At 58.0% G+C, this 20,431-nt stretch carries 19 protein-coding genes; 14 read left to right on the top strand and 5 right to left on the bottom strand.

All coding sequences use genetic code 11. The features are described 5' to 3' along the window. Positions 1–82: 82 nt before the first annotated feature. Genes CU103_RS18625 through melA form a run of 4 tightly spaced genes read left to right on the top strand, consistent with a single transcriptional unit; the run spans position 83 to position 5,278 of the window. Complete coding sequence (locus tag CU103_RS18625; RefSeq protein ID WP_106665551.1) at positions 83–1,093, top strand: ABC transporter permease; 1,011 nt, start codon at positions 83–85, stop codon at positions 1,091–1,093. Further along, positions 1,093–2,220: an ABC transporter permease gene (locus tag CU103_RS18620; protein ID WP_106665550.1), complete on the top strand. Its 1,128-nt coding sequence runs from the start codon at positions 1,093–1,095 to the stop codon at positions 2,218–2,220. Before CU103_RS18625 ends, CU103_RS18620 begins: the two co-directional genes overlap by 1 nt. Positions 2,221–2,231: 11 nt before the next feature. Beyond that, positions 2,232–3,902 carry an ABC transporter ATP-binding protein gene (locus CU103_RS18615; RefSeq protein WP_170117059.1) on the top strand — a complete coding sequence of 557 codons (1,671 nt, stop codon included), beginning with the start codon at positions 2,232–2,234 and terminating at the stop codon, positions 3,900–3,902. A gap of 17 nt (positions 3,903–3,919) precedes the next feature. Beyond that, positions 3,920–5,278, top strand: a complete 1,359-nt coding sequence (melA, locus tag CU103_RS18610) for an alpha-glucosidase/alpha-galactosidase (RefSeq protein WP_106665549.1) — start codon at positions 3,920–3,922, stop codon at positions 5,276–5,278. Between the two features lie 116 nt (positions 5,279–5,394). Here melA and CU103_RS18605 read toward each other — a convergent pair whose 3' ends face one another. The 4 genes from CU103_RS18605 to CU103_RS18590 form a co-directional block, all read right to left on the bottom strand. Then, on the bottom strand, positions 5,395–6,477 hold the full coding sequence (locus CU103_RS18605) for an alcohol dehydrogenase family protein (RefSeq protein ID WP_106665548.1): 1,083 nt from the start codon (positions 6,475–6,477) through the stop codon (positions 5,395–5,397). Between the two features lie 14 nt (positions 6,478–6,491). Continuing rightward, positions 6,492–7,871 (bottom strand): aspartate aminotransferase family protein, encoded by a 1,380-nt coding sequence (locus CU103_RS18600; protein WP_106665547.1) that lies wholly within the window; start codon positions 7,869–7,871, stop codon positions 6,492–6,494. 27 nt (positions 7,872–7,898) lie between these two features. After that, on the bottom strand, positions 7,899–9,392 hold the full coding sequence (locus CU103_RS18595) for an NAD-dependent succinate-semialdehyde dehydrogenase (RefSeq protein WP_106665546.1): 1,494 nt from the start codon (positions 9,390–9,392) through the stop codon (positions 7,899–7,901). 120 nt (positions 9,393–9,512) lie between these two features. Further along, a complete protein-coding gene (locus tag CU103_RS18590; protein ID WP_106665545.1) occupies positions 9,513–10,010 on the bottom strand; it encodes an Lrp/AsnC family transcriptional regulator in 498 nt (165 codons plus the stop codon). A gap of 83 nt (positions 10,011–10,093) precedes the next feature. Here CU103_RS18590 and ehuR point away from each other — a divergent pair, with 83 nt between their 5' ends. From ehuR to doeB, 10 genes are all read left to right on the top strand, one after another. Further along, positions 10,094–11,479, top strand: a complete 1,386-nt coding sequence (ehuR, locus tag CU103_RS18585; RefSeq protein ID WP_106665544.1) for a MocR-like ectoine utilization transcription factor EhuR — start codon at positions 10,094–10,096, stop codon at positions 11,477–11,479. A gap of 125 nt (positions 11,480–11,604) precedes the next feature. Beyond that, entirely contained in the window at positions 11,605–12,402 is a 798-nt protein-coding gene (ehuA, locus tag CU103_RS18580; RefSeq protein ID WP_106665543.1) for an ectoine/hydroxyectoine ABC transporter ATP-binding protein EhuA, read from the top strand. A 52-nt stretch (positions 12,403–12,454) separates the two neighbouring features. Next, positions 12,455–13,303, top strand: coding sequence for an ectoine/hydroxyectoine ABC transporter substrate-binding protein EhuB (ehuB, locus tag CU103_RS18575; protein ID WP_106665542.1), 849 nt, complete (start codon positions 12,455–12,457; stop codon positions 13,301–13,303). A gap of 71 nt (positions 13,304–13,374) precedes the next feature. Next, complete coding sequence (gene ehuC / locus CU103_RS18570; RefSeq protein ID WP_106665541.1) at positions 13,375–14,034, top strand: ectoine/hydroxyectoine ABC transporter permease subunit EhuC; 660 nt, start codon at positions 13,375–13,377, stop codon at positions 14,032–14,034. A 9-nt stretch (positions 14,035–14,043) separates the two neighbouring features. After that, positions 14,044–14,700: an ectoine/hydroxyectoine ABC transporter permease subunit EhuD gene (ehuD, locus tag CU103_RS18565; RefSeq protein ID WP_106665540.1), complete on the top strand. Its 657-nt coding sequence runs from the start codon at positions 14,044–14,046 to the stop codon at positions 14,698–14,700. Between the two features lie 11 nt (positions 14,701–14,711). Next, positions 14,712–15,491 (top strand): ectoine utilization protein EutA, encoded by a 780-nt coding sequence (gene eutA / locus CU103_RS18560; protein ID WP_106665707.1) that lies wholly within the window; start codon positions 14,712–14,714, stop codon positions 15,489–15,491. Between the two features lie 3 nt (positions 15,492–15,494). Then, entirely contained in the window at positions 15,495–16,499 is a 1,005-nt protein-coding gene (gene eutB, locus CU103_RS18555) for a hydroxyectoine utilization dehydratase EutB (protein WP_106665539.1), read from the top strand. Further along, positions 16,487–17,479, top strand: coding sequence for an ectoine utilization protein EutC (eutC, locus tag CU103_RS18550; protein WP_106665538.1), 993 nt, complete (start codon positions 16,487–16,489; stop codon positions 17,477–17,479). The genes eutB and eutC overlap by 13 nt, the downstream gene beginning before the upstream one ends. Positions 17,480–17,512: 33 nt before the next feature. Beyond that, on the top strand, positions 17,513–18,694 hold the full coding sequence (gene doeA / locus CU103_RS18545; protein WP_106665537.1) for an ectoine hydrolase DoeA: 1,182 nt from the start codon (positions 17,513–17,515) through the stop codon (positions 18,692–18,694). Positions 18,695–18,701: 7 nt separating this feature from the next. Further along, positions 18,702–19,718, top strand: a complete 1,017-nt coding sequence (gene doeB, locus CU103_RS18540) for a N(2)-acetyl-L-2,4-diaminobutanoate deacetylase DoeB (RefSeq protein WP_106665536.1) — start codon at positions 18,702–18,704, stop codon at positions 19,716–19,718. A gap of 22 nt (positions 19,719–19,740) precedes the next feature. On the opposite strand, the gene CU103_RS18535 is transcribed toward doeB, so the two are convergent. Further along, positions 19,741–20,382 carry a Vat family streptogramin A O-acetyltransferase gene (locus CU103_RS18535; RefSeq protein WP_106665535.1) on the bottom strand — a complete coding sequence of 214 codons (642 nt, stop codon included), beginning with the start codon at positions 20,380–20,382 and terminating at the stop codon, positions 19,741–19,743. Positions 20,383–20,431 lie beyond the last annotated feature (49 nt).

The raw sequence follows: 20,431 nt of genomic DNA, 5'->3' as shown, positions 1-20,431 counted from the left end.
CCGGCCGCACCCGGGTGCGGCCGGAGGGTGCCGCGATTGCGTTGATTTTGAACCAGGCAAACACAGAGAAGTGAACCGGCCCATGTTACGATTCCTGCTTGTGCGTATTGCATCTGCCATTCCGGTGCTGTTCGTCCTGAGTGTAGTGACCTTCGCCATCATCCAGGCGCCCCCTGGCGACTATTCCGATTACATCCGCTCGCAATTGATCAATCAGGGCGGTGCTTCCTTCGAGGCTGCCGACGCCCAGGCACAGGCCTATCGTGTCGCCAATGGCCTCGACAAGCCCCTGCCCGTCCAGTACGTCAATTGGGTCGTCGGCATGGTGACACGCGGCGATTTCGGCCACAGCCTTTTTTACAACAAACCGGTGGCCGACGTGGTCGGCGAGCGGCTGCCGCGCACCCTGCTGCTGGCACTTACCTGTCACATCCTGGCGTCAGTTATCGGCATCAGCTTTGGAATATTGGCGGCAACACGGCAATATTCCTGGGTCGACAGCCTGTTGTCGGGAATATCGTTTCTCGGCATGACGGTGCCGCGCTTTCTGATGGCACTGATCATCGTCTACATACTTGTGTTTCATTTCAACGTCTCGGAGATCGGTAGTTTCCATTCGGCACGTTACGGCGGCGCGCCGTGGTCATGGGGCAAATTCGTCGATCTTGTCCAGCACGTCTGGCCGGTTGTCGCCATCGCCACATTTGGCGGGCTTGCCTACAATATGCGCGTGATGCGCGGCAATCTGCTCGATACGCTCAATGCCCAATATGTCGAAACCGCCCGCGCCAAGGGCCTGAGCGAGGGTGCGGTTATCATGCGGCACGCTGTTCCCAACGCGATGCATCCGTTGATCATGTATCAGGGCGTGGTCTTGCCCTACATGCTGACCGGTGAGATCGAGACTGCCATTATCTTTGCCCTGCCGACCGTTGGTCCAGCCATCGTCGGATCGATGTGGGTGGGCGATGTCTATGTCACCGCAACCTTCATGCTCGTGCTTTCAGCGACATTGATCGTGGGCAATATCATTGCCGACCTGCTGCTCGCCCTGATGGATCCGCGCGTCCGGCAATATGGGGAGGCAAGCTGATGCAGATGCACGTCCAATCCCGCGCACATGTGGCGGAAGTCATTGATAACAAACGCGGCAATGAAAGCTACATCGCGCTCGTGTGGCGGCGCTTGAAGCGATCCTGGACAGGCATGACCGGTCTCGTTCTTGTCTGCCTCCTGCTCGTCATGGCAATCTTCGCCGGCTTTTTCGCACCGGCTGATCCAAAGCAGACCGATATCGGATTTGCACCACCGGAAGCCGTCCGCTTCTTTGACAAGGACGGCAATTTTGCATTGCGCCCCCGGACCTATCCCATAGCAGAAACCGAAGAGCTGGACCCGGTTACCTTCCAGCCAATCGTCGGACCCGACTATGACAATCCCCGCTTGCTTGGATTTTTTGTACGAGGCTTCGAATACCGGCTCTTCGGCATTATTCCCACAGACCGTCATTTCTTCGGAACGCTCGATGGAAAGCCGGTGCATTTCCTCGGGACGGACAAATTCGGGCGTGATGTCCTGTCGCGTGCCATTTATGGCTCACGCATCTCGCTGATGATTGCGCTGATCGTGGTGTTTATCGTCACCGTGGTCGGTACAACGGTGGGTCTGGTCTCCGGCTATTTCGGCGGGCGGTTCGATTCGTGGACCCAGCGCTTCGTTGAGCTGGTTCTGGCATTCCCGCAATTGCCACTCTATCTCGCCTTGAGCTCGCTTATCCCTGTGACTGCACCGACGAATGTCTTCCTTGCCTTCGTCATTATCGTCATGTCGGCGCTCGGCTGGGCACAGATGTCGCGCGAAGTACGCGGCAAGACGCTGGCCCTTGCACGGATCGAATATGTCCGTGCCGCCATGGCCGTGGGCGCTACCGACCGGCGCATCATCTTCCAGCATATTTTCCCCAACGTGCTGAGCCATGTGATCGTTGCCGTCACACTCGCGATCCCGCACGTGGTGCTTCTGGAATCCTTTCTTGGCTTTCTCGGATTTGCCGTCAAACCGCCGCTGATTTCCTGGGGACTGATGCTGCAGGATACCGCTACCTACTCGGTCATCGGTTCCTATCCGTGGATACTCACCCCCGTTGCCTTCGTGCTCCTCACCGTCTTTGCGTTCAACGCGCTCGGCGATGGTTTGCGCGATGCCGTTGACCCTTATTGAGGCTTGAAGCGATGCAGATTTCCGATCTCAGAACGATTGCTCCGGGCCAGCGGCAAGACCACGCGGCACACAGCGACGCGCCGATCATCAGCGCCAGCAATATCGCTGTAAAATTCAAGGTCGAAGGTGGAATCGTCGATGCCGTCAAAGACGTTTCCTTCCAGCTCTACCGAGGCGAAACCATTGCCATTGTCGGCGAGTCTGGGTCCGGCAAATCCGTAACTGCCCGCACGATCATGGGTCTTCTGACAAAGCGGGCCGTAGTCTCCGGGACGGCGAAGATCGACTATGACGGCAAAAACGTGTTGAAATTCTCGGATCGCGAGCGGCGCAAACTGCGTGGTGACCGCATGTCCATGATTTTTCAGGAACCGATGAGTTCCCTCAATCCGATCTATACGATCGGCAGTCAGATCGTCGAGGCCATTCGCGTGCATCGTCGCGTCAGCCGGCGCGAGGCGCAAAAGCGTGCGCTCGAGCTGCTGGTACAGGTGCAAATTCCTGATCCGGAATCCCGGCTCAACCAGTATCCGCACCAGCTCTCAGGAGGTCAGCGCCAGCGCGTAATGATTGCCATGGCGCTCGCCAACAATCCTGACGTACTTATCGCCGATGAGCCGACGACAGCACTGGATGTCACAGTCCAGGCCCAGATTCTCAATCTCATCCGGGATTTGCAAAAGCGGCTCGGAATGGCGGTTATCCTCATCACCCATGATCTAACTGTCGTCCGGCAGTTTTCCGACTATGTCTATGTCATGCAGAACGGCGAAGTGCGGGAACACAATACGACGGCAGCGCTTTTCGAAAACCCGCGTCACCCCTACACCCGTCACCTGCTCGGTTCGGAACCGACGGGACAAGCCAATCCGATGCCGGCAAATTGCGAGGCTATTCTGGAAGGCAAGGCCGTACGGGTTTCCTATATGTTGAAGCGCGGCGGCTTCTTCAAGCCGCAGCTGCACGAACTTGTAGCCGTCGACAGCCTCAATCTTAAGCTTCACCGGCACGAAACGTTGGGCATCGTCGGTGAATCCGGCTCGGGCAAAACGACATTCGGTCAGGCACTTGTCCGGCTCATCAACACGGACAGCGGTGAGATCTATTTCGATCGCCAGCCGATCCACAGGAAAACCCGGCAGGAGATGCGGCCGCTGCGATCGCGCATGCAAATCGTGTTCCAGGATCCCTTTGCCTCACTCAATCCGCGCATGTCCGTGGGGCAGATTATCGAGGAAGGGCTTATCATCAACAGGATTGGCCAGAACCGTGCAGAGCGCCTTGAACGTGTGCAGGAGGCTTTGACCTGCGCAGGCATGCCTCACAATATTCTCTCGCGCTTTCCCCATGAATTCTCCGGCGGTCAACGCCAACGCATCGCCATTGCCCGCGCTATTGTGCTCGAGCCGGAATTCATCCTTCTCGACGAGCCGACATCGGCGCTCGATCTGTCGGTCCAGGCGCAGATCATCGACCTGTTGCGCAAGCTGCAGGACGACGGCGGCCTGAGTTACCTGTTCATTTCCCACGATCTGAAAGTCGTCCGTGCCCTGTGCCATCGCGTGATGGTGATGCAACACGGCAAGATCGTCGAGGAGGGCCCCGTTGACGAAGTCCTCTCCCAACCCAAGACCGCCTACACCGAACGGCTCGTCAAAGCCGCATTCGAGGTAGCCGCATAATCCTCCCGGAGACTGCCATGCCAAGACAACAACCCAAAATTACCTTCATCGGAGCCGGATCGACGGTCTTCATGAAAAACATCATCGGCGATGTGCTGCAGCGCCCCGCTTTGTCGGGCGCAACGATCGCGCTGATGGACATCAACCCGCAGCGCCTTGCGGAAAGCGAAATAGTTGCGGGCAAGCTTGCTCGGACGCTTGGCGCCAACGCGGCCATAGAAACCTATTCCGACCAGCGCCGGGCTCTCCAGGATGCCGACTTCGTCGTTGTTGCATTCCAGATCGGCGGCTATGAACCTTGTACGGTCACCGATTTCGAGGTCCCAAAGAAGTATGGCTTGCGCCAGACCATTGCTGATACGCTCGGTGTCGGTGGCATAATGCGAGGCCTGCGTACGGTTCCGCATCTATGGAAAATCTGCGAGGATATGCTCGCCGTCTGCCCTCGGGCCATTCTCTTGCAATATGTGAATCCGATGGCGATCAACACCTGGGCGATTGCGGAAAAATACCCGGCCATCCGGCAGGTTGGCCTGTGCCATTCGGTTCAGGGAACCGCCGGCGAGCTTGCTCGCGATCTCGACATTCCCGTTGCGGAGATTCGCTATCGCGCGGCCGGCATCAACCATATGGCGTTCTACCTGCAATTCGAGCACCGGTTGCCGGACGGCACTTATCGCAATCTTTATCCGGATCTGGTGCGCGGTTATCGCGAGGGCCGTTTGCCAAAGCCCAGCGACTGGAATCAACGCTGCCCCAACAAGGTGCGGTATGAGATGCTGACGCGGCTCGGCTATTTCGTGACGGAAAGCTCCGAGCATTTTGCCGAATACACGCCCTATTTCATCAAGGATGGCCGTGATGATTTGATTGAAAAGTTCGGTATTCCGCTGGATGAATACCCGAAACGCTGCATCGAGCAGATTGAACGCTGGAAGGGTCAGGCGGAGAGCTTTGCGAAGGCCGACACGATAGAGGTCTGTGAGAGTCACGAATATGCATCATCCATCATGCATTCCGTGTGGACCGGCGAACCGTCCGTGATTTACGGCAATGTACGCAATAATGGCTGCGTCACCTCTCTGCCTGCCGATTGCGCGGTGGAAGTGCCCTGCCTTGTCGACGCATCGGGCATCCAACCAACCTACGTTGGTCCGCTGCCGCCGCAACTAACCGCTTTGATCCGGACCAACATCAACGTGCAGGAACTGACCGTTCAAGCCCTGATGACGGAAAACCGTGATCACATCTATCATGCCGCCATGATGGACCCGCATACCGCGGCAGAGCTCGATCTTGACCAGATATGGTCGCTTGTCGATGACCTTCTCGCCTCTCACGGCGAATGGCTGCCCGCCTGGGCAAGGGCAAAATAGCTCAAACAGCGGTGTCATTCTCAACATGGCACCGCTCTCTCGCCTTGACCCGACAGGCCGGGCTCAACTGCCGGGGCGGTGATCGTCGCCTAGTGTCTTGCCGCGCCGATCAAGGCTCAGTATTGAGAATCGGGAACCACAACCAGCTTGCCGACAAAGTTTTTTGCCATGAAATCGGTCTGCGCCTTATGGAACTCGGACAGCCGGTAGACGCCACCGACAAGCGGCCTGATCTTGCCTTCCTCAATATAGCGGACTATGCGGCGGAAATCGCCTCGCGTCCCCTGTGAAGATCCATGCAGGGCGAGCTGCTTGAGATACATCGTGCGCAGGTCGAGTTGCACAACCGGTCCGCCAATCGCACCAGCCGTGGTGTAACGCCCCTCGGCGCGCAGGATACGCAACAGGTCATTGAATATCGCGCCACCTACAAGATCGGCAACGACATCGATCGGCCTGCCGCCGGTGGCACTATTGACGGCCGCGACAAGATCTTGCGTTCCGCGGGTGATTACTGCCTCGGCGCCAATATCCTTGAGCGCCTGTTCCTTGCCGGGACCAACGATCGCGTATGGAATAGCCCCGCGCGCCCTGGCCAGCTGGACAATACCGGATCCGACGCCGCCGGACGCGCCAGTCACAAGTATTCGCTCACCGGTCTTAAGATCAGCGCGCTCCAGCATCTGTTCGCCCGTAAGGTACGCACAACAGAACGTGGCAAGCTCGACATCGCTCATCGCGCTGTCGACAAAGTGGGCGTTTTCCGCGGGGACCGTGACATACTCAGCATAACCGCCATCGCGGCCATGCCCGATGTAGTCGATATCGGCCAAACTGTCGTCGTCGCGATTATAGATCGAGAAGTCTACCATCACGCGTTGGCCGATGCGGTCTTGCGGCACGCCTTCGCCAGCCGCTGCGATGTTGCCGACGATGTCCGTACCCTGGATCCGCGGAAAGCTGAGTGTCGGTTCCTGCCGGCGCCAGGTTGAAACTGCACCTGCATCTTCCTCGGTGCCATAGGCGCCTTCGCGCACCCAGACATCGGTATTGTTCATGCCGCAGGCCGTGATTGCTATCAACACTTCACCAGCTGCCGGTGCCGGGACGAGTACGTCTTGGCTGTAGACGAGCTTGTCGAGACCGCCGTGGCCAACGAGTTGAACCGCGGCCATGGTCTTTGGAAACTTCTCATGCATCGCCGCTATTATCCTCAGAGTGTCCTGGCTACCGATTCAACAGCATCGGCTGCGGCTTTGACGACAATGTCCGCCTCGGCAGGCGTCAGACAGAGTGGCGGCGCGAAACCGAGTATATCGCCCTGCGGCATGGCCCGGCCAATGACACCGCGTTCCGCCAATGCGGCAGCGATGCGCGGACCGACTTTCAATGCCGGATCGAAGAACTTGCGATCATCCTTGTCGGCAACAAATTCGACCGCTGCCAGCATGCCATCACCGCGGACATCACCGACGATGGGATGACTGGCGAGCGCTTGCGTCAGTTGCTCCCGGAAATACGCGCCGGTTTCACCGGCGTTGGTGACGAGATCGAGCTTGTCGATCAATTCGAGATTGGCAACACCGGCTGCGGCGCAGATTGGATGGGCCGAATAGGTCCAGCCATGTCCGAGCGCACCGAGCATGTCGGAGCCTTTCACCAGCACCTGCCAGACCTTATCCGATACGATCACACCGGAAAGCGGCGCGTAGGCGGAAGTCAATCCCTTAGCGATGGTGATCAGATCCGGTTGGATCCCGTAGTGATCGGAACCGAACATGGTACCAAGACGGCCAAACCCGGTCACGACCTCATCAGCGATCAAAAGGATGTCGTATTTATTGAGGACCGCCTGGATATGCTTCCAATAATGCGCTGGGGGCGGAACGATACCTCCCGTGCCAAGGATCGGCTCGCCGATGAAGGCGGCGATCGTCTCAGGACCCTCCGCCAAAATCATCTCTTCCAGCTTGTCCGCGCACAGCTGTGAGAACTGCTCCTCGCTCATCGCGCGATCTTCGCGGCGGAAATAGTAGGGCGCTTCGGTGTGCAAGATTGGTGCGAGCGGCAAATCGAAAGCGTTGTGAAACAGTTCGAGGCCAGTCAGACTGCCGGTCATGACTCCCGAGCCATGATAGCCGCGCCAGCGCGAGATGATCTTCTTCTTCTCGGGACGCCCAAGTACATTATTGTAGTACCAAACCAGCTTGATATTGGTTTCATTCGCATCCGAACCGGACAGACCGAAATAGACGCGGCTCATCCCCTTTGGCGCGCGATCGATGATCATTTTGGCCAAGGTGATCGAGGCATCCGTGCCATGGCCGACATAGGCGTGGTAGTAAGCGAGCTCCCTGGCCTGCTTGGCAATTGCTTCAGCAATTTCTGTCCGCCCATAGCCGACATTGACGCAATAGAGCCCGGCAAACGCATCGATGCTCGTCCGTCCTGTGCTGTCGGTGATGTGAACGCCCTCGCCGCCCTTGATGATGCGTGCCGGTGTTTCGCCCCGGGCATGGGTGCCCATATGCGTCGAAGGGTGGAAGAAGTGGTCGCGATCCCAGGCGTTCAGTTCGTTCGAGCGGTCAAGCATGATTGAATTCCTTGTTCTCAGTCAAAATTACTGCGTGTCGATGCAAAGATATTTGAGTTCGGTGAACGCCTCGATTCCATGGCGCGAGCCCTCACGGCCCAGGCCGGACTGCTTGATGCCGCCAAAGGGAACCGGCGCGCCGGTGATCTTGACGCGATTTATCGCCACCATGCCGTATTCGAGGCGGCGGCCAAGCCGCAGCATGCGCGCGCCATCTCTCGTCACGACATAAGCGACAAGTCCATATTCGATGGCATTGGCCCGTGCGACAACCTCGTCCTCGGAATGAAACGTGCTGATGGCCGCTACCGGTCCAAATGTTTCCTCGCGCATGATCAGCGCATCATCCGGGACATCGGTCAGAACGGTTGGCTGATAAAACAGCTCCCCTGCCCCGTCACGCTTGCCGCCGACAATGCAGCGAGCGCCTCGGGCCAAGGCGTCGGCGACCTGTTCCTCCACCTTTCTTATTGCGCGCTCATGCATCAAGGGACCAATGTCAGCATCGGGGGTTAATCCGGACGCGACTTTGAGCGCAGAAACTCTCCTCGCAAAGGCTGCAGCAAAGTCATTGTGGATCGGGCCTTCGACATAGATTCGATTGGCGGCGAGGCAATCCTGCCCTGACGTTGCGAACTTGGCATTGATGGCGATATCGACGGCGCGGCCGATATCGGCGTCGGCGAAGATGATCAGTGGTGCGTGGCCGCCGAGCTCCATGATCAGGTTTTTCATCGTTGGCGCGCATTGCGCAGCGATCAAACGGCCAATTTCCGTCGACCCCGTGAAGCTCAGCGCGCGGACGCGCGCATCTGCGCAAAGCCGCCCGACAATGGTTGCGGCGTCGCCGGTGACAATGTTGAAAACGCCTGCCGGAATTCCCGCACGGTCGGCAAGTTCGGCCAATGCCAATGCAGACAGCGGCGTTTCCGACGATGGATGAGCGACGACCGTGCAACCCGCCGCCAAAGCCGCCGCAGCCTTTCGTGTCAGCATAGCCGATGGAAAGTTCCACGGGGTAACGACACCGACAACGCCCAGGGGTTCGCGCCGGACCATCATCTCGGCGCCTACAAGATGACCGGTCACGCCTTCAGCGTTAAGGCGCTTGGCTTCTTCCGCGTACCATTCGACGAAGGACGCCGCATAGTCGATCTCGCCGCGCGATTCTTCGAGCGGTTTGCCCTGCTCCAGCGTCATGATGAGAGCCAAATCTTCTTTGGCTTGCAGGATCAGCTCGTACCAGCGGCGCAGTTTGGCCGCGCGCTCCTGGGGCAGTAGATCCCGCCACAATGGGAAGGCTCTGGCCGCAGCGTCGATCGCAAGGTTCGTCTGGCCGGAATTGAGCTTGGACACCCAGCCAATCGCTTCGCTGGACGCCGGGTCATTGACCTCGAACGTTTGACCCGCATCACCGGCCCGCCATTGCCCATCGACATAGGCGAGTTCGCGCAGCATGCGGCGGTCTTGCAGGCCGTCGAGGGCCGGATGGCGGTCTGGTCGTGCAAAATGGGCGGACATGCGGCTCTCCCGAAGAATACTCGGTTACAAGGCTCGCATGAAGGAGAGGAGAGAGAGACTGTTTCCCGCCGCTATCGAAGAGAGATGGTCTTCATGGGGGCAGGTATGCGGAGAAATCGACTAATTTGGCTCAGCCGCGGTTATCAGATCCGCGACGGGGAGCACTACCTCATCCTTGACGGTCTTGGTGACGATATAGGTGAAATAGCGGTCGATGCCGATTTCGCGCTGCAGGAGGCTGTCGACCAGGCGCTGATAGGAATCGATGTCACGCGCCATGACCTTCAGGACATAGTCGACGCCACCCCCGACCGACCAGCATGTCACAACTTCGGGTATCGTCTTGATTGCCCGTTCAAATCGGTCAAAATCCGCCTGGCGATGGGCTCCGAGCGTTACTTCCATCAGCACAGTGGTTACGGGCGTCACAAGCCGCAAGGCAAGCCGGGCGTGGTAGCCGGTAATGATCCCCGCCTTCTCCAGCCGTCGCAGGCGCGTCCAGCACGGAGTTGGCGATATTCCAACCCGTTCGGCCAAGGCAAGCTTGGTGATCCGGCCCTCACGCTGGATTTCGTCAAGGATGCGAATATCAATCGGATCGAGCTTTAGCGATGTCATTTCCTGCCTACTTTTGTGCCCAATAACCATGACGTTGTGATTTTTCGATTGTCAATTGCACTGACTTGGATCACTTATAAATCATGACATTATGGCGTCCAGATCCAAGTACACTTCGCCGTCCAGCCTATCTGGCTTTGGCCGAACAGATTGCACGTGCAATCGCCGATGGCAAACTTGAAAGCGGTACACGTCTCCAGACGCATCGACAGATGGCCGACGAACTACGCCTCTCCGTACAAACCGTCAGCCGGGCCTATGAGGAACTCATCCGGCGCAATCTGATTTCCGGTGAAACCGGACGCGGTACTTTCGTGCGTTCATTGCGACGCGAGCCGGACCCGCCCTACCTGCCCGAGCGGCTCGGCGAAGTCATCGACCTTTCAATCCTGAAACCAGTCTGCGAGCCAATGCATCTTGAGCGCATGAAGAAAGCCCTTGGCTGGCTGGCGGAAAATCTGCCTGCAAGCTCGGCGCTGTCCTTCCGGCCCAATGTCGTATTTCCACGTCATCGCGCCGTCGCTGTTGAGTGGCTGCGCACCTGTGGGCTTGATGTCCCGGCATCGAACATCAGCCTGACGAACGGCGCGACTGCTGCAATGACGGTTGCGCTGATGAGCGCTGCGCCGCCCGGATCCAAGGTTGCGACCGAGGGCATCGGGCACCATACGCTCACGCCGCTTGCCTCCTACCTCGGCCTGACGCTCCAAGGACTTGCGATCGACGAACAGGGCATCATTCCGGAAGCTCTGGATGAATGCTGCCAAGAGCACGGTATTCGTGCGGTTTTCGTGCAACCATCGGTGATCAACCCGACCGCAACGCTCATGGGTTTGGAGCGGCGCGCGGCTCTCGTCGAAGTCGCCCGACGGCACGACATTGCGATCATCGAGAGCGACGTGCTCGGTCCACTCGTGGAGGATCGCCCCCCTCCGATCGCAGCACTGGCACCGGAACGCACCCTTTATTTCACCAGTTTTACCAAGATCGTGGTCCCTGGACTGCGTATTGGATACCTCGTTGCGCCGGATCGCTATGTGGCTGCTGTCGCCAATCGGCACCTTGTTTCCAACTGGATGGCAACGCCGATTATTGCTGAGATTGCAACCCGCTGGGTGTCCGACGGGACCGCAATGGAACTCGTCAATTGGCAACGGGAAGCGCTGCGAACCAGACACACCACTGCATCGGAAGTTCTGGCCGGCATTCCATTTCTCTCGCATCCTCAAAGCCTCCATGTCTGGTTGCCATTGATCGGAGAACGGACTGAAGAAGCCTTTGTCGCCCATGCGCGGCTGCAAGGTGTGGCCATAGCGCCCGGCGCGTCTTTCCGGATTTCGCAGGAACAATGGCATCCCGCCGTTCGCATTTCTCTCGGCTCCACAACCGAGACTGAATTACGCACCGGACTTGGCGTCGTGGCCAACCTGCTACACGGCGACCAGGAACATCTGTTGCTTGCGATTTAACCGCTTCGCCTCAAATTTCATCACGATCGCCTAAATTGTCATGATTTAATTTTTACAATTGACATGATTTGATAAGTCTCCCATCGTTATGTGCATGAGGTTGTCTCAACCAGGAGGAGACACGCATGCCCGCACTAAACAGTCCGCCAATCATTGAGATCAACGGCATCAGCAAGAGCTTTGGCGCGTTCAAGGTTCTGAACGATCTGTCGTTCAGTGTTGCGCCTGGCGAGAAGCTGGCTCTGATTGGTCCGTCCGGTTCGGGCAAGACCACGATTCTGCGGATCCTGATGACATTGGAAGGCATCGACGGCGGCGATATCAAGGTCGACGGCGATGATCTTTACAAGATGCAACGCAACGGCAAGTTGCAGCCGGCGGACGAAGCGCACCTTCACAAGATGCGCGAGAAGATCGGCATGGTGTTTCAGTTGTTCAACCTGTTTCCGCATAAGTGCGTTCTCGACAACGTTACCCTCGCACCCATGCTGACCAAGGGCGTTGCACGCAAGGATGCCGAACGGCATGCGATGGAATTGCTCGAAATGGTTGGACTTGCCGACAAGGCGAAGTCGATGCCATCGCAGTTGTCGGGGGGCCAAAAGCAGCGTGTCGCCATTGCGCGAGCCCTCGCTCTGAAGCCCAAGATCATGCTTTTTGACGAAGTCACGTCAGCACTGGATCCTGAGCTCGTGGAGGAAGTGCTGAATGTCCTTTGGAAGCTTTGCCGCGAGACGGACATGACGATGCTGCTCGTGACCCATGAGATGGGCTTTGCCCATGATTTTGCTGATCGCGTCCTGTTCTTCGATCGCGGCCGTATCGTCGAGGATGGCAAGCCAGACGAAATATTCAGACATCCGAAGCAGGAACGGACACAGGCTTTCCTGAAAAAGATCATCGCCGCCGGTCACCGTGTTTGAAGACGCGGCCGCGACGAGTTGGGCACACAAGAGAACCAAAGGAGCTGGGAACATGATCGAACAAAAAACAATAAGCACAATTTTAGCGGCCGCCGCACTTGCGGCACTGGCATCATCCATGCCGGCCAAGGCAGATGAAGCATTGGACAAATTGAAGGCACAGGGCTTTGCCCGCATCGCCATCGCCAACGAACCGCCGTTTACGGCAGTGAAGGCCGATGGAACCGTTTCTGGCGCTGCGCCGGATGTAGCGCGTGCTGTCTTCAAGAAGCTCGGCGTGAATGATGTTGTCGCGTCGATTTCGGAATATGGCGCGATGATTCCGGGACTTCAGGCCGGCCGGCATGATGTCGTAACCGCCGGTCTCTTCATGAAGCCCGAGCGCTGCAACGCCGTTTCCTATTCGGAACCGATCCTTTGCGACGCAGAAGCATTCCTGGTGAAAAAAGGCAATCCGAAAGGTTTCAAGAGCTATGCCGATATCGCCAAGGACGAAAAGGCCACGATCGGAGCACCGGGGGGCGGCACTGAAGAACGTCTCGCGCTGGAAGCCGGCGTGCCGCGTGACCGTGTCATCGTCGTGCCGGATGGCCAGAGCGGCCTGAAGATGCTGCAAGATGGCCGAATCGACACATATTCCTTGCCCGTCCTGTCGATCAACGATCTCGTCAAGAAGGCCAACGACCCGAACCTCGAAGTGATCGCCCCGGTTCAGGGCGCTCCCGTCTATTGCGACGGCGCGGCCTTCCGCAAAGGCGATACTGCGCTCCGCGATGAGTTCGACAAGGTTCTGGCCGAGATGAAAACATCTGGCGAATTCGCCAAGATCGTGGAGCCCTATGGATTTTCGGCTCAGGCGGCAATGTCCACCACACGCGAAAAGCTCTGCGCGGCCAAGTAACCGCCTGGCTCGCGACCGCTCCGCCTTACCGCGGAGCGGTCTCCAGTAGTTCCAGCAAAGGTTTGTAAGCGATGGGCCAATGGGCCGGCTATCTGCAACTCATTCTTGACGGTGCGATTGTCACCATTCAGCTGACGCTGATGGGTTCGGCACTAGCGCTTGTCATGGCCTTCCTCGCGGGTCTTGGCCGGCTGTCTCGTTTCGCGCCGGTGCGGTGGCTCGCAACTGCTTATATAGAGTTCTTCCGCGGAACCTCGATCTTCGTGCAATTATTCTGGGCCTATTTCGTCCTGCCGCTGTTCGGCTTTTCGCTGACCCCGTTGCAGGCGGGCGTCCTCGCGCTTGGCCTCAATGTGGGGGCCTATGGAGCCGAGGTGGTGCGCGGCGCCATCAAGTCGATCGGCAAGGAGCAATACGAGGCCTGCACCGCGCTCAACTTCAACCGCTGGCAAGGCCTTCGTTACATCATCCTGCCCCAGGCATTCGTGCTGATGCTGCCGACCTTTGGCAACAATGCGATAGAACTTTTGAAAGCTTCGGCCGTGGTGTCCCTTATTTCGCTGACCGACATGACATTTCAGGCCCAGGTGGTACGTGCGCAAACCGGAAACACGCTTGTTCCATTCCTCACCATTCTGGTGCTCTATTTTGCCATCGCCTGCGTCATCACCTTCGCCATTCGAGGCCTTGAACGTCATCTGACGCGCGGCCTCGACGGTATCAGGTCATAGGAGGCGGCAATGGAATGGGATTGGGCCTTCGTCATTCAAATTCTTCCGACCCTTTTCGAGGGTGTGAAGATCACTATTCTTGCAACCCTCCTCGGCTCGATCGTTGCCGCCGCAATAGGCCTCGTCATCGCCATTGTCAGGCGGTCGAAGAACCGGATCGTATCCATCCCCATGGGCTTTGTCGCCGAGTTCATTCGCGGTACGCCACTGCTGGTCCAGCTCTATTTCATCTTCTACGTACTGCCGGATCTCGGAATTACCCTTTCGCCACTCGTTGCGGGCGTGATTGGTCTTGGCTTGCACTACGGGACCTATACGGCGGAGGTCTATCGCGCCGGTATTGATAATGTTGCTCGCGGCCAATGGGAAGCAGCCAAAGCCTGCAATCTCAGTTCGATACAAACATGGACGCAGATCATCCTGCCGCAGGCTTTGCCGCCGATGATCCCTGCCCTCGCCAACTACTTCATCGCCATGTTCAAGGAGACGCCGCTGTTATCGGCAATCACCGTGCTTGAACTCATGAACCAGGCGCGCAGCATCGCAAACTACAACTATCGCTATATTGAACCAATCACCCTGGTCGGCGCATTTTTCCTGATCATCAGCCTGGTCTCGGTGGTGGGACTGCGCTGGCTTGAACGCCGCTATGGCAGGATTGATTGAGGAGCATGATCATGGATGCCTTTCCGACAATCCGGCAAACCGCGATGCCGCTTCATTTCGACGATCGCCCGCTCGCAAAACGCGCCGGGCTCGTCATTCTCGCGACAGATCACACGACCGAACCGGATTTCCAGCGCATGGTCGCCAGCGCCCGTATCGGTGTCTATACGGCGCGCATTCCCTATGCCAATCCGACGACCCCGGATAACCTCCGGCGCATGCAGCCTTCGCTCACGGAGGGCGCCGGACTGATCCTTCCGGATGAGGATCTGGACGTGATCTGTTATTCCTGCACCTCCGCCTCGGTTGTCATTGGCGACGACGAAATCGAAACTGCGATCAACCGTGCCAAACCGGCTGTTCCGGTGGTCACGCCCCCGCTGGCCGCAGTCAGGGGATTGCAGGCCCTCGGTGCGCGGCGCATCAGCATTCTCACACCCTACACGGTCGAAACCAGCACCCCGATGGCGCATTATTTCACCGCCAAAGGCTTTGAAATCGCCACCTTTACCTGCCTTGGCCTCGAAGATGATCGCGAAATGGCGCGGATCAACTTGCCGTCACTGGTTTCCGCAGCCCGCGAGGCAACCGCAAAAGATGCAGATGCGCTGTTCATTTCCTGTACGGCGGTGCGCGCTGCCGGCGTCGTGCCGCAGATCGAGCAAGCAATCGGAAGGCCGGTTGTCAGCAGCAATCTGGCGACCGCGTGGGCTACGCTACGTATCTGTGATGACGACGCCCCTCGTCCGGAACTGGGGAGCCTGATGGCACAGCCCATGGCCAGTTGGTAAGTGATGACTTACAATTTTGTAACTCTTGCCGATATCGAGCAAGCCCGCAGGAGGCTTGAAGGCAAGGTGGTGCGCACCCCGGCCGTTCAATCAGTTGCCCTGTCGGAAAGACTGGGGGTGCCGGTGTTCCTGAAGCTGGAACACCGCCAAACCACTGGCAGCTTTAAACTGCGTGGCGCAACAAATGCCCTTGGCAATTTGAAGGCAGCAGAAAAGCAGCGCGGTGTCGTGGCAGCCTCTACCGGCAATCACGGACGCGCGCTTGCTTATGCCGCGGGTCTTGAAGGTATTCACGCGGTCATCTGCATGTCCAGCCTGGTTCCACACAACAAGGTCGAGGAAATCCGCCGTCTCGGTGCCGAGATCCGCATTATCGGAAGATCGCAGGATGACGCACAGGAAGAAGTCGATCGTCTGGTTCGCGACAGCGGGCTCACCATGGTGCCGCCATTCGACAATGCAGCCATCATCGCCGGTCAAGGCACGCTTGGCCTGGAGATTGTCGAAGACGTTCCTGACGCCGATACCGTCCTTGTTCCCGTTTCGGGCGGGGGCCTCGCGTCGGGGGTTTCGGCCGCCATCAAGGGCTTGCGGGCTTCGACGACGATCATCGGCGTTTCGATGAACCGGGGCGCTGCGATGCGCGCCAGTCTCGATGCCGGAAAGCCGGTGGCCGTTCCAGAAAGCGAAAGTCTGGCGGATTCGCTTGGCGGCGGCATCGGGCTCGATAATCGACTCACCTTCGCAATGGTGCGGGATCTGGTCGACGACGTAATCCTGCTCTCCGAAAGCGAGATAGCTGCGGGCATGTCACATGCCTATGCACAGGAGCGCGAGGTCATCGAGGGCGCCGCTGCTGTCGGTATCGGCGCCCTGCTTGCGGGAAAGGTGCAGGCAAAAGGAACGGTCGTCGTTATTCTTTCCGGCCGCAATGTGGATATGGATCAGCACCGGCACATTGTCTGCGCAACCAACCAGAGCGAAAGGACTGCGCCATGTCCCGCATGACAATCCTGACCGAAGCGGATTTGCGCACGATCGTGTCACTTGATCTCGATGCCGTCGCTTGCATGGAGGCCGCCTTCGAAGCGCTCGCGACCAGAGCGGTGGCCATGCCACCCATCCTGAGGCTCGACATTCCGGAATATCGCGGTGAAGTCGATGTCAAGACCGCCTATGTGCCCGGCATCGATGGTTTTGCCATCAAGATCAGTCCGGGATTCTTCGACAATCCCAAGCTCGGCCTTCCGAGCGTCAACGGCATGATGGTTCTGCTGAGCAGCCGGACGGGTCTGGTCGAAGCGTTGCTGCTCGATAACGGCTATTTGACCGACGTACGTACGGCGGCTGCGGGTGCCGTGGCAGCTCGACATCTGTCCCGGCCGGAATCACGCGTTGCTGCGATCTTTGGAGCCGGCGTACAGGCCCGCCTGCAGCTTGAAGCCCTGACCCTCGTCCGCCCCATGACGCACGCCCGCATTTGGGCCCGTGACACCGCCAAGGCGCAGCAAGCCGCACGCGAATTGACCGATAAGCTCGGAATTGCTGTCAGCGGCGTAAGCGATGCTAAAGAGGCAATCCGCGATGCGGATATCGTCGTGACGACGACACCCTCAACCGAACCAATCCTGCAATCAACCTGGCTGCAGCCAGGCCAGCACATCACCGCCATGGGATCGGACGCCGAGCACAAGAACGAGCTCGATCCTGCCATGATCGCGAATGCTGATCTCTATGTCGCCGATAGCCTCAAACAGACACGCCGTCTCGGTGAGCTTCATCATGCCATCGAAGCCGGATTGGTAGAGGCTGACACGGGATTTTCCGAACTTGGCTCAGTGATCGCTGGATCGGCACGAGGCCGGCCATCGCCCGACGCAATCACCATCGCCGACCTGACGGGTACAGGGGTGCAGGACACCGCCATCGCCACGTTTGCCCGGGATCGCGCCATTCGGGCGAATGCCGGGACGAATTTCGAAAGTTGACACGGGCTTCGGCCCAAGCATGAGGAAACAACCATGACCGAGCCAAATCTGAAATTCACGCGACAGGAATTCGCTGAAAGATTGAAGAAAACCCGCGCTGCCATGCACAAGCGCGGCATCGACCTTCTCATCTGCAGCGATCCTTCCAACATGGCGTGGCTAACGGGTTATGATGGCTGGTCATTCTATGTGCACCAGGCCGTCATTGTACCGCCGGAGGGCGAGCCGATCTGGTACGGCCGTGGACAGGACGCAAACGGCGCGAAGCGCACAGCGTATTTGGCGCATGACAATATCATCGGCTATCCGGATCACTATGTTCAGTCGACAGAGCGCCATCCCATGGATTTTCTGTCGAAGATTATTGCAGAACGGGGCTGGGACAAGCTGACGATCGCTGTGGAGATGGATAATTACTGGTTTTCTGCCGCCGCATTCGCATCCTTGCAGAAGCATTTGCCCAATGCCCGCTTTGTTGACGGGACGGCACTTGTCAACTGGCAACGCGCGGTGAAAAGCCCGACAGAACTCGACTACATGCGCAGAGCGGCCCGCATCGTTGAAGTCATGCACCAGCGTATCGTGGACAAGGTCGAACCCGGCATGCGCAAATGCGATCTTGTGGCAGAGATCTACGACGCGGGTATCCGCGGAACCGAAAGCTTCGGCGGTGATTATCCTGCTATCGTGCCATTGCTTCCATCTGGTGCAGACGCCTCGGCACCCCACCTTACGTGGGACGACAAGCCGATGAAGGTCGGCGAAGGTACTTTTTTCGAGATCGCCGGATGCTATAACCGCTACCACGTTCCCCTGTCGCGCACAGTGTTTCTAGGCAATCCCACCCAAGAGTTTCTCGATGCAGAAAAGGCAACGCTGGAGGGGATGGATGCGGGCCTCGCTGCGGCGAAGCCGGGCAATGCCTGCGAGGATATCGCCAATGCGTTCTTCGCGGTTCTGAAAAAGTACGGCATCGTCAAGGATAACCGCACGGGCTATCCGATCGGCATTTCCTATCCGCCGGACTGGGGCGAACGGACGATGAGCCTGCGTCCGGGTGACAGGACCGAGCTTAAGCCAGGCATGACCTTCCATTTCATGACCGGCTTGTGGCTCGAGACGATGGGCCTTGAGATCACCGAAAGTATCCTGATCACAGAAACCGGCGTTGAATGCCTTGCCAATGTCCCGCGTAAGCTTTTCGTCAAGAACTGAGGCTGCCATGCGATCTGAAATATTCGGGCCCTCGCCCGTGACACCAACTATCGATCTCGACAGGCATGGTGTGCAGCACGGCTTTTTGCGACTGCCCTATAGCCGCGATGAGTCGGCCTGGGGATCGGTCATGACCCCAATTGCGGTTTTTCGCAATGGCGAAGGGCCAACCGCTCTCCTGACTGGCGGCAATCATGGTGACGAGTATGAAGGACCGATTGCGCTGTTCGATCTTGCCCGCACACTCGATGTCGGCAGCGTCAGCGGAGCGGTAATTATTGTTCCAGCAATGAACTACCCGGCGTTTCGCGCCGGCACCCGCACCTCACCCATCGACAAGGGTAATATGAACCGGAGTTATCCCGGCAGGCCCGACGGGACGGTAACCCAGAAAATCGCCGATTATTTTACCCGCGAGCTGCTGCCGCGCTCCGACGTGGTGCTGGATTTCCATTCGGGCGGCAAAACCCTCGATTTCGTGCCATTTGCTGCTGCGCATATTCTGCCCGACAAGGCGCAGGAGGCCAAAGGCTTCGACGCAGTCAAGGCGTTCTCCGCCCCGTGGTCGATGCGAATGCTCGAGATTGATGCGGTCGGCATGTATGACACGACCGCGGAGGAAATGGGCAAGGTTTTCGTCACTACCGAACTTGGCGGGGGCGGCACGGCCCGTGCGCAAACCGTAGCCATCGCCAAGCGCGGCGTGATGAACGTTCTGCGACATGCAGGCATCGTGAGTGGTGAAATCGAGCACCGGGAAACGCACTGGCTCGATATGCCTTCAGGGGACTGTTTTGCTTTTGCGGAAGATGACGGGATGATCGAAACAATGGTCGATCTCGGCGATCCAGTCAAAGACGGACAAGTGATCGCCCGGATTCATTCTATCGGCCGGACCGGCACTGCGCCTGCTGAAATTCGGGCAAAACTTGCCGGGCTTCTCGCCGCCCGGCATTTTCCCGGGTTGGTCAAGCCGGGTGACTGTGTCGCTGTGGTGGCCGTGCGGCAGGAAGCAGGCAATTGAGGGATGGGTAAACCGACCAGGATCAGCCGTCAGTCTTACAATTGCTGAGGGCGTCTACATCGGCTGAAACAATATGCCTCAGATTGCGCGTGATTGTTTCAATTGGCCAGTCCCACCAGGCCAAGGCTTCCAACCGCCTTACAACATCCGGCTCAAAGCGCGCTTTGACGGGTTTGGCGGGATTGCCTCCAACAATGGTGTACGGCGGCACATCGGCTGTGACAACCGAACGCGAAGACACAATGGCACCATTGCCAATTTTAACGCCCGGCATGATCAATGCCTCATAGCCTATCCAGACATCGTTCCCGACAACTGTGTCACCCTTGTACGGCAATTCGCCGGCCCCAGGCATGACTTCCTCCCAACCATTGCCAAATATCTGGAAGGGGTACGTCGAGATACCGGAGAGCTTGTGGTTTGCTCCATTCATGATGAAGCGAACACCCCGTGCAAGTGCACAGAATTTACCGATCACCAGTTTGTCGCCGATGAAGGGGAAATGGTACAGGACATTGCGTTCAAAATTCTCAGAGTCTTCGGGATCATCGTAATATGTGTAGTCGCCAACGATGATATTGGGATTGGTGACTGTGTTCCTGATGAAACAAACCTGCGGAAATCCATCCATTGGATGCTTGTTGTGAGGATCTGGACCGTTCATAGCTGCTCCATCATTCGAATCTGTTCCGGCGCGACGGCATCATCGATCT

The sequence above is a fragment of the Phyllobacterium sophorae genome, assembly GCF_003010965.1.
Classification (GTDB): domain Bacteria; phylum Pseudomonadota; class Alphaproteobacteria; order Rhizobiales; family Rhizobiaceae; genus Phyllobacterium; species Phyllobacterium sophorae.
Note: the sequence above shows the minus strand (reverse complement) of the source record. Positions and strands in the feature narration are given on the sequence as shown.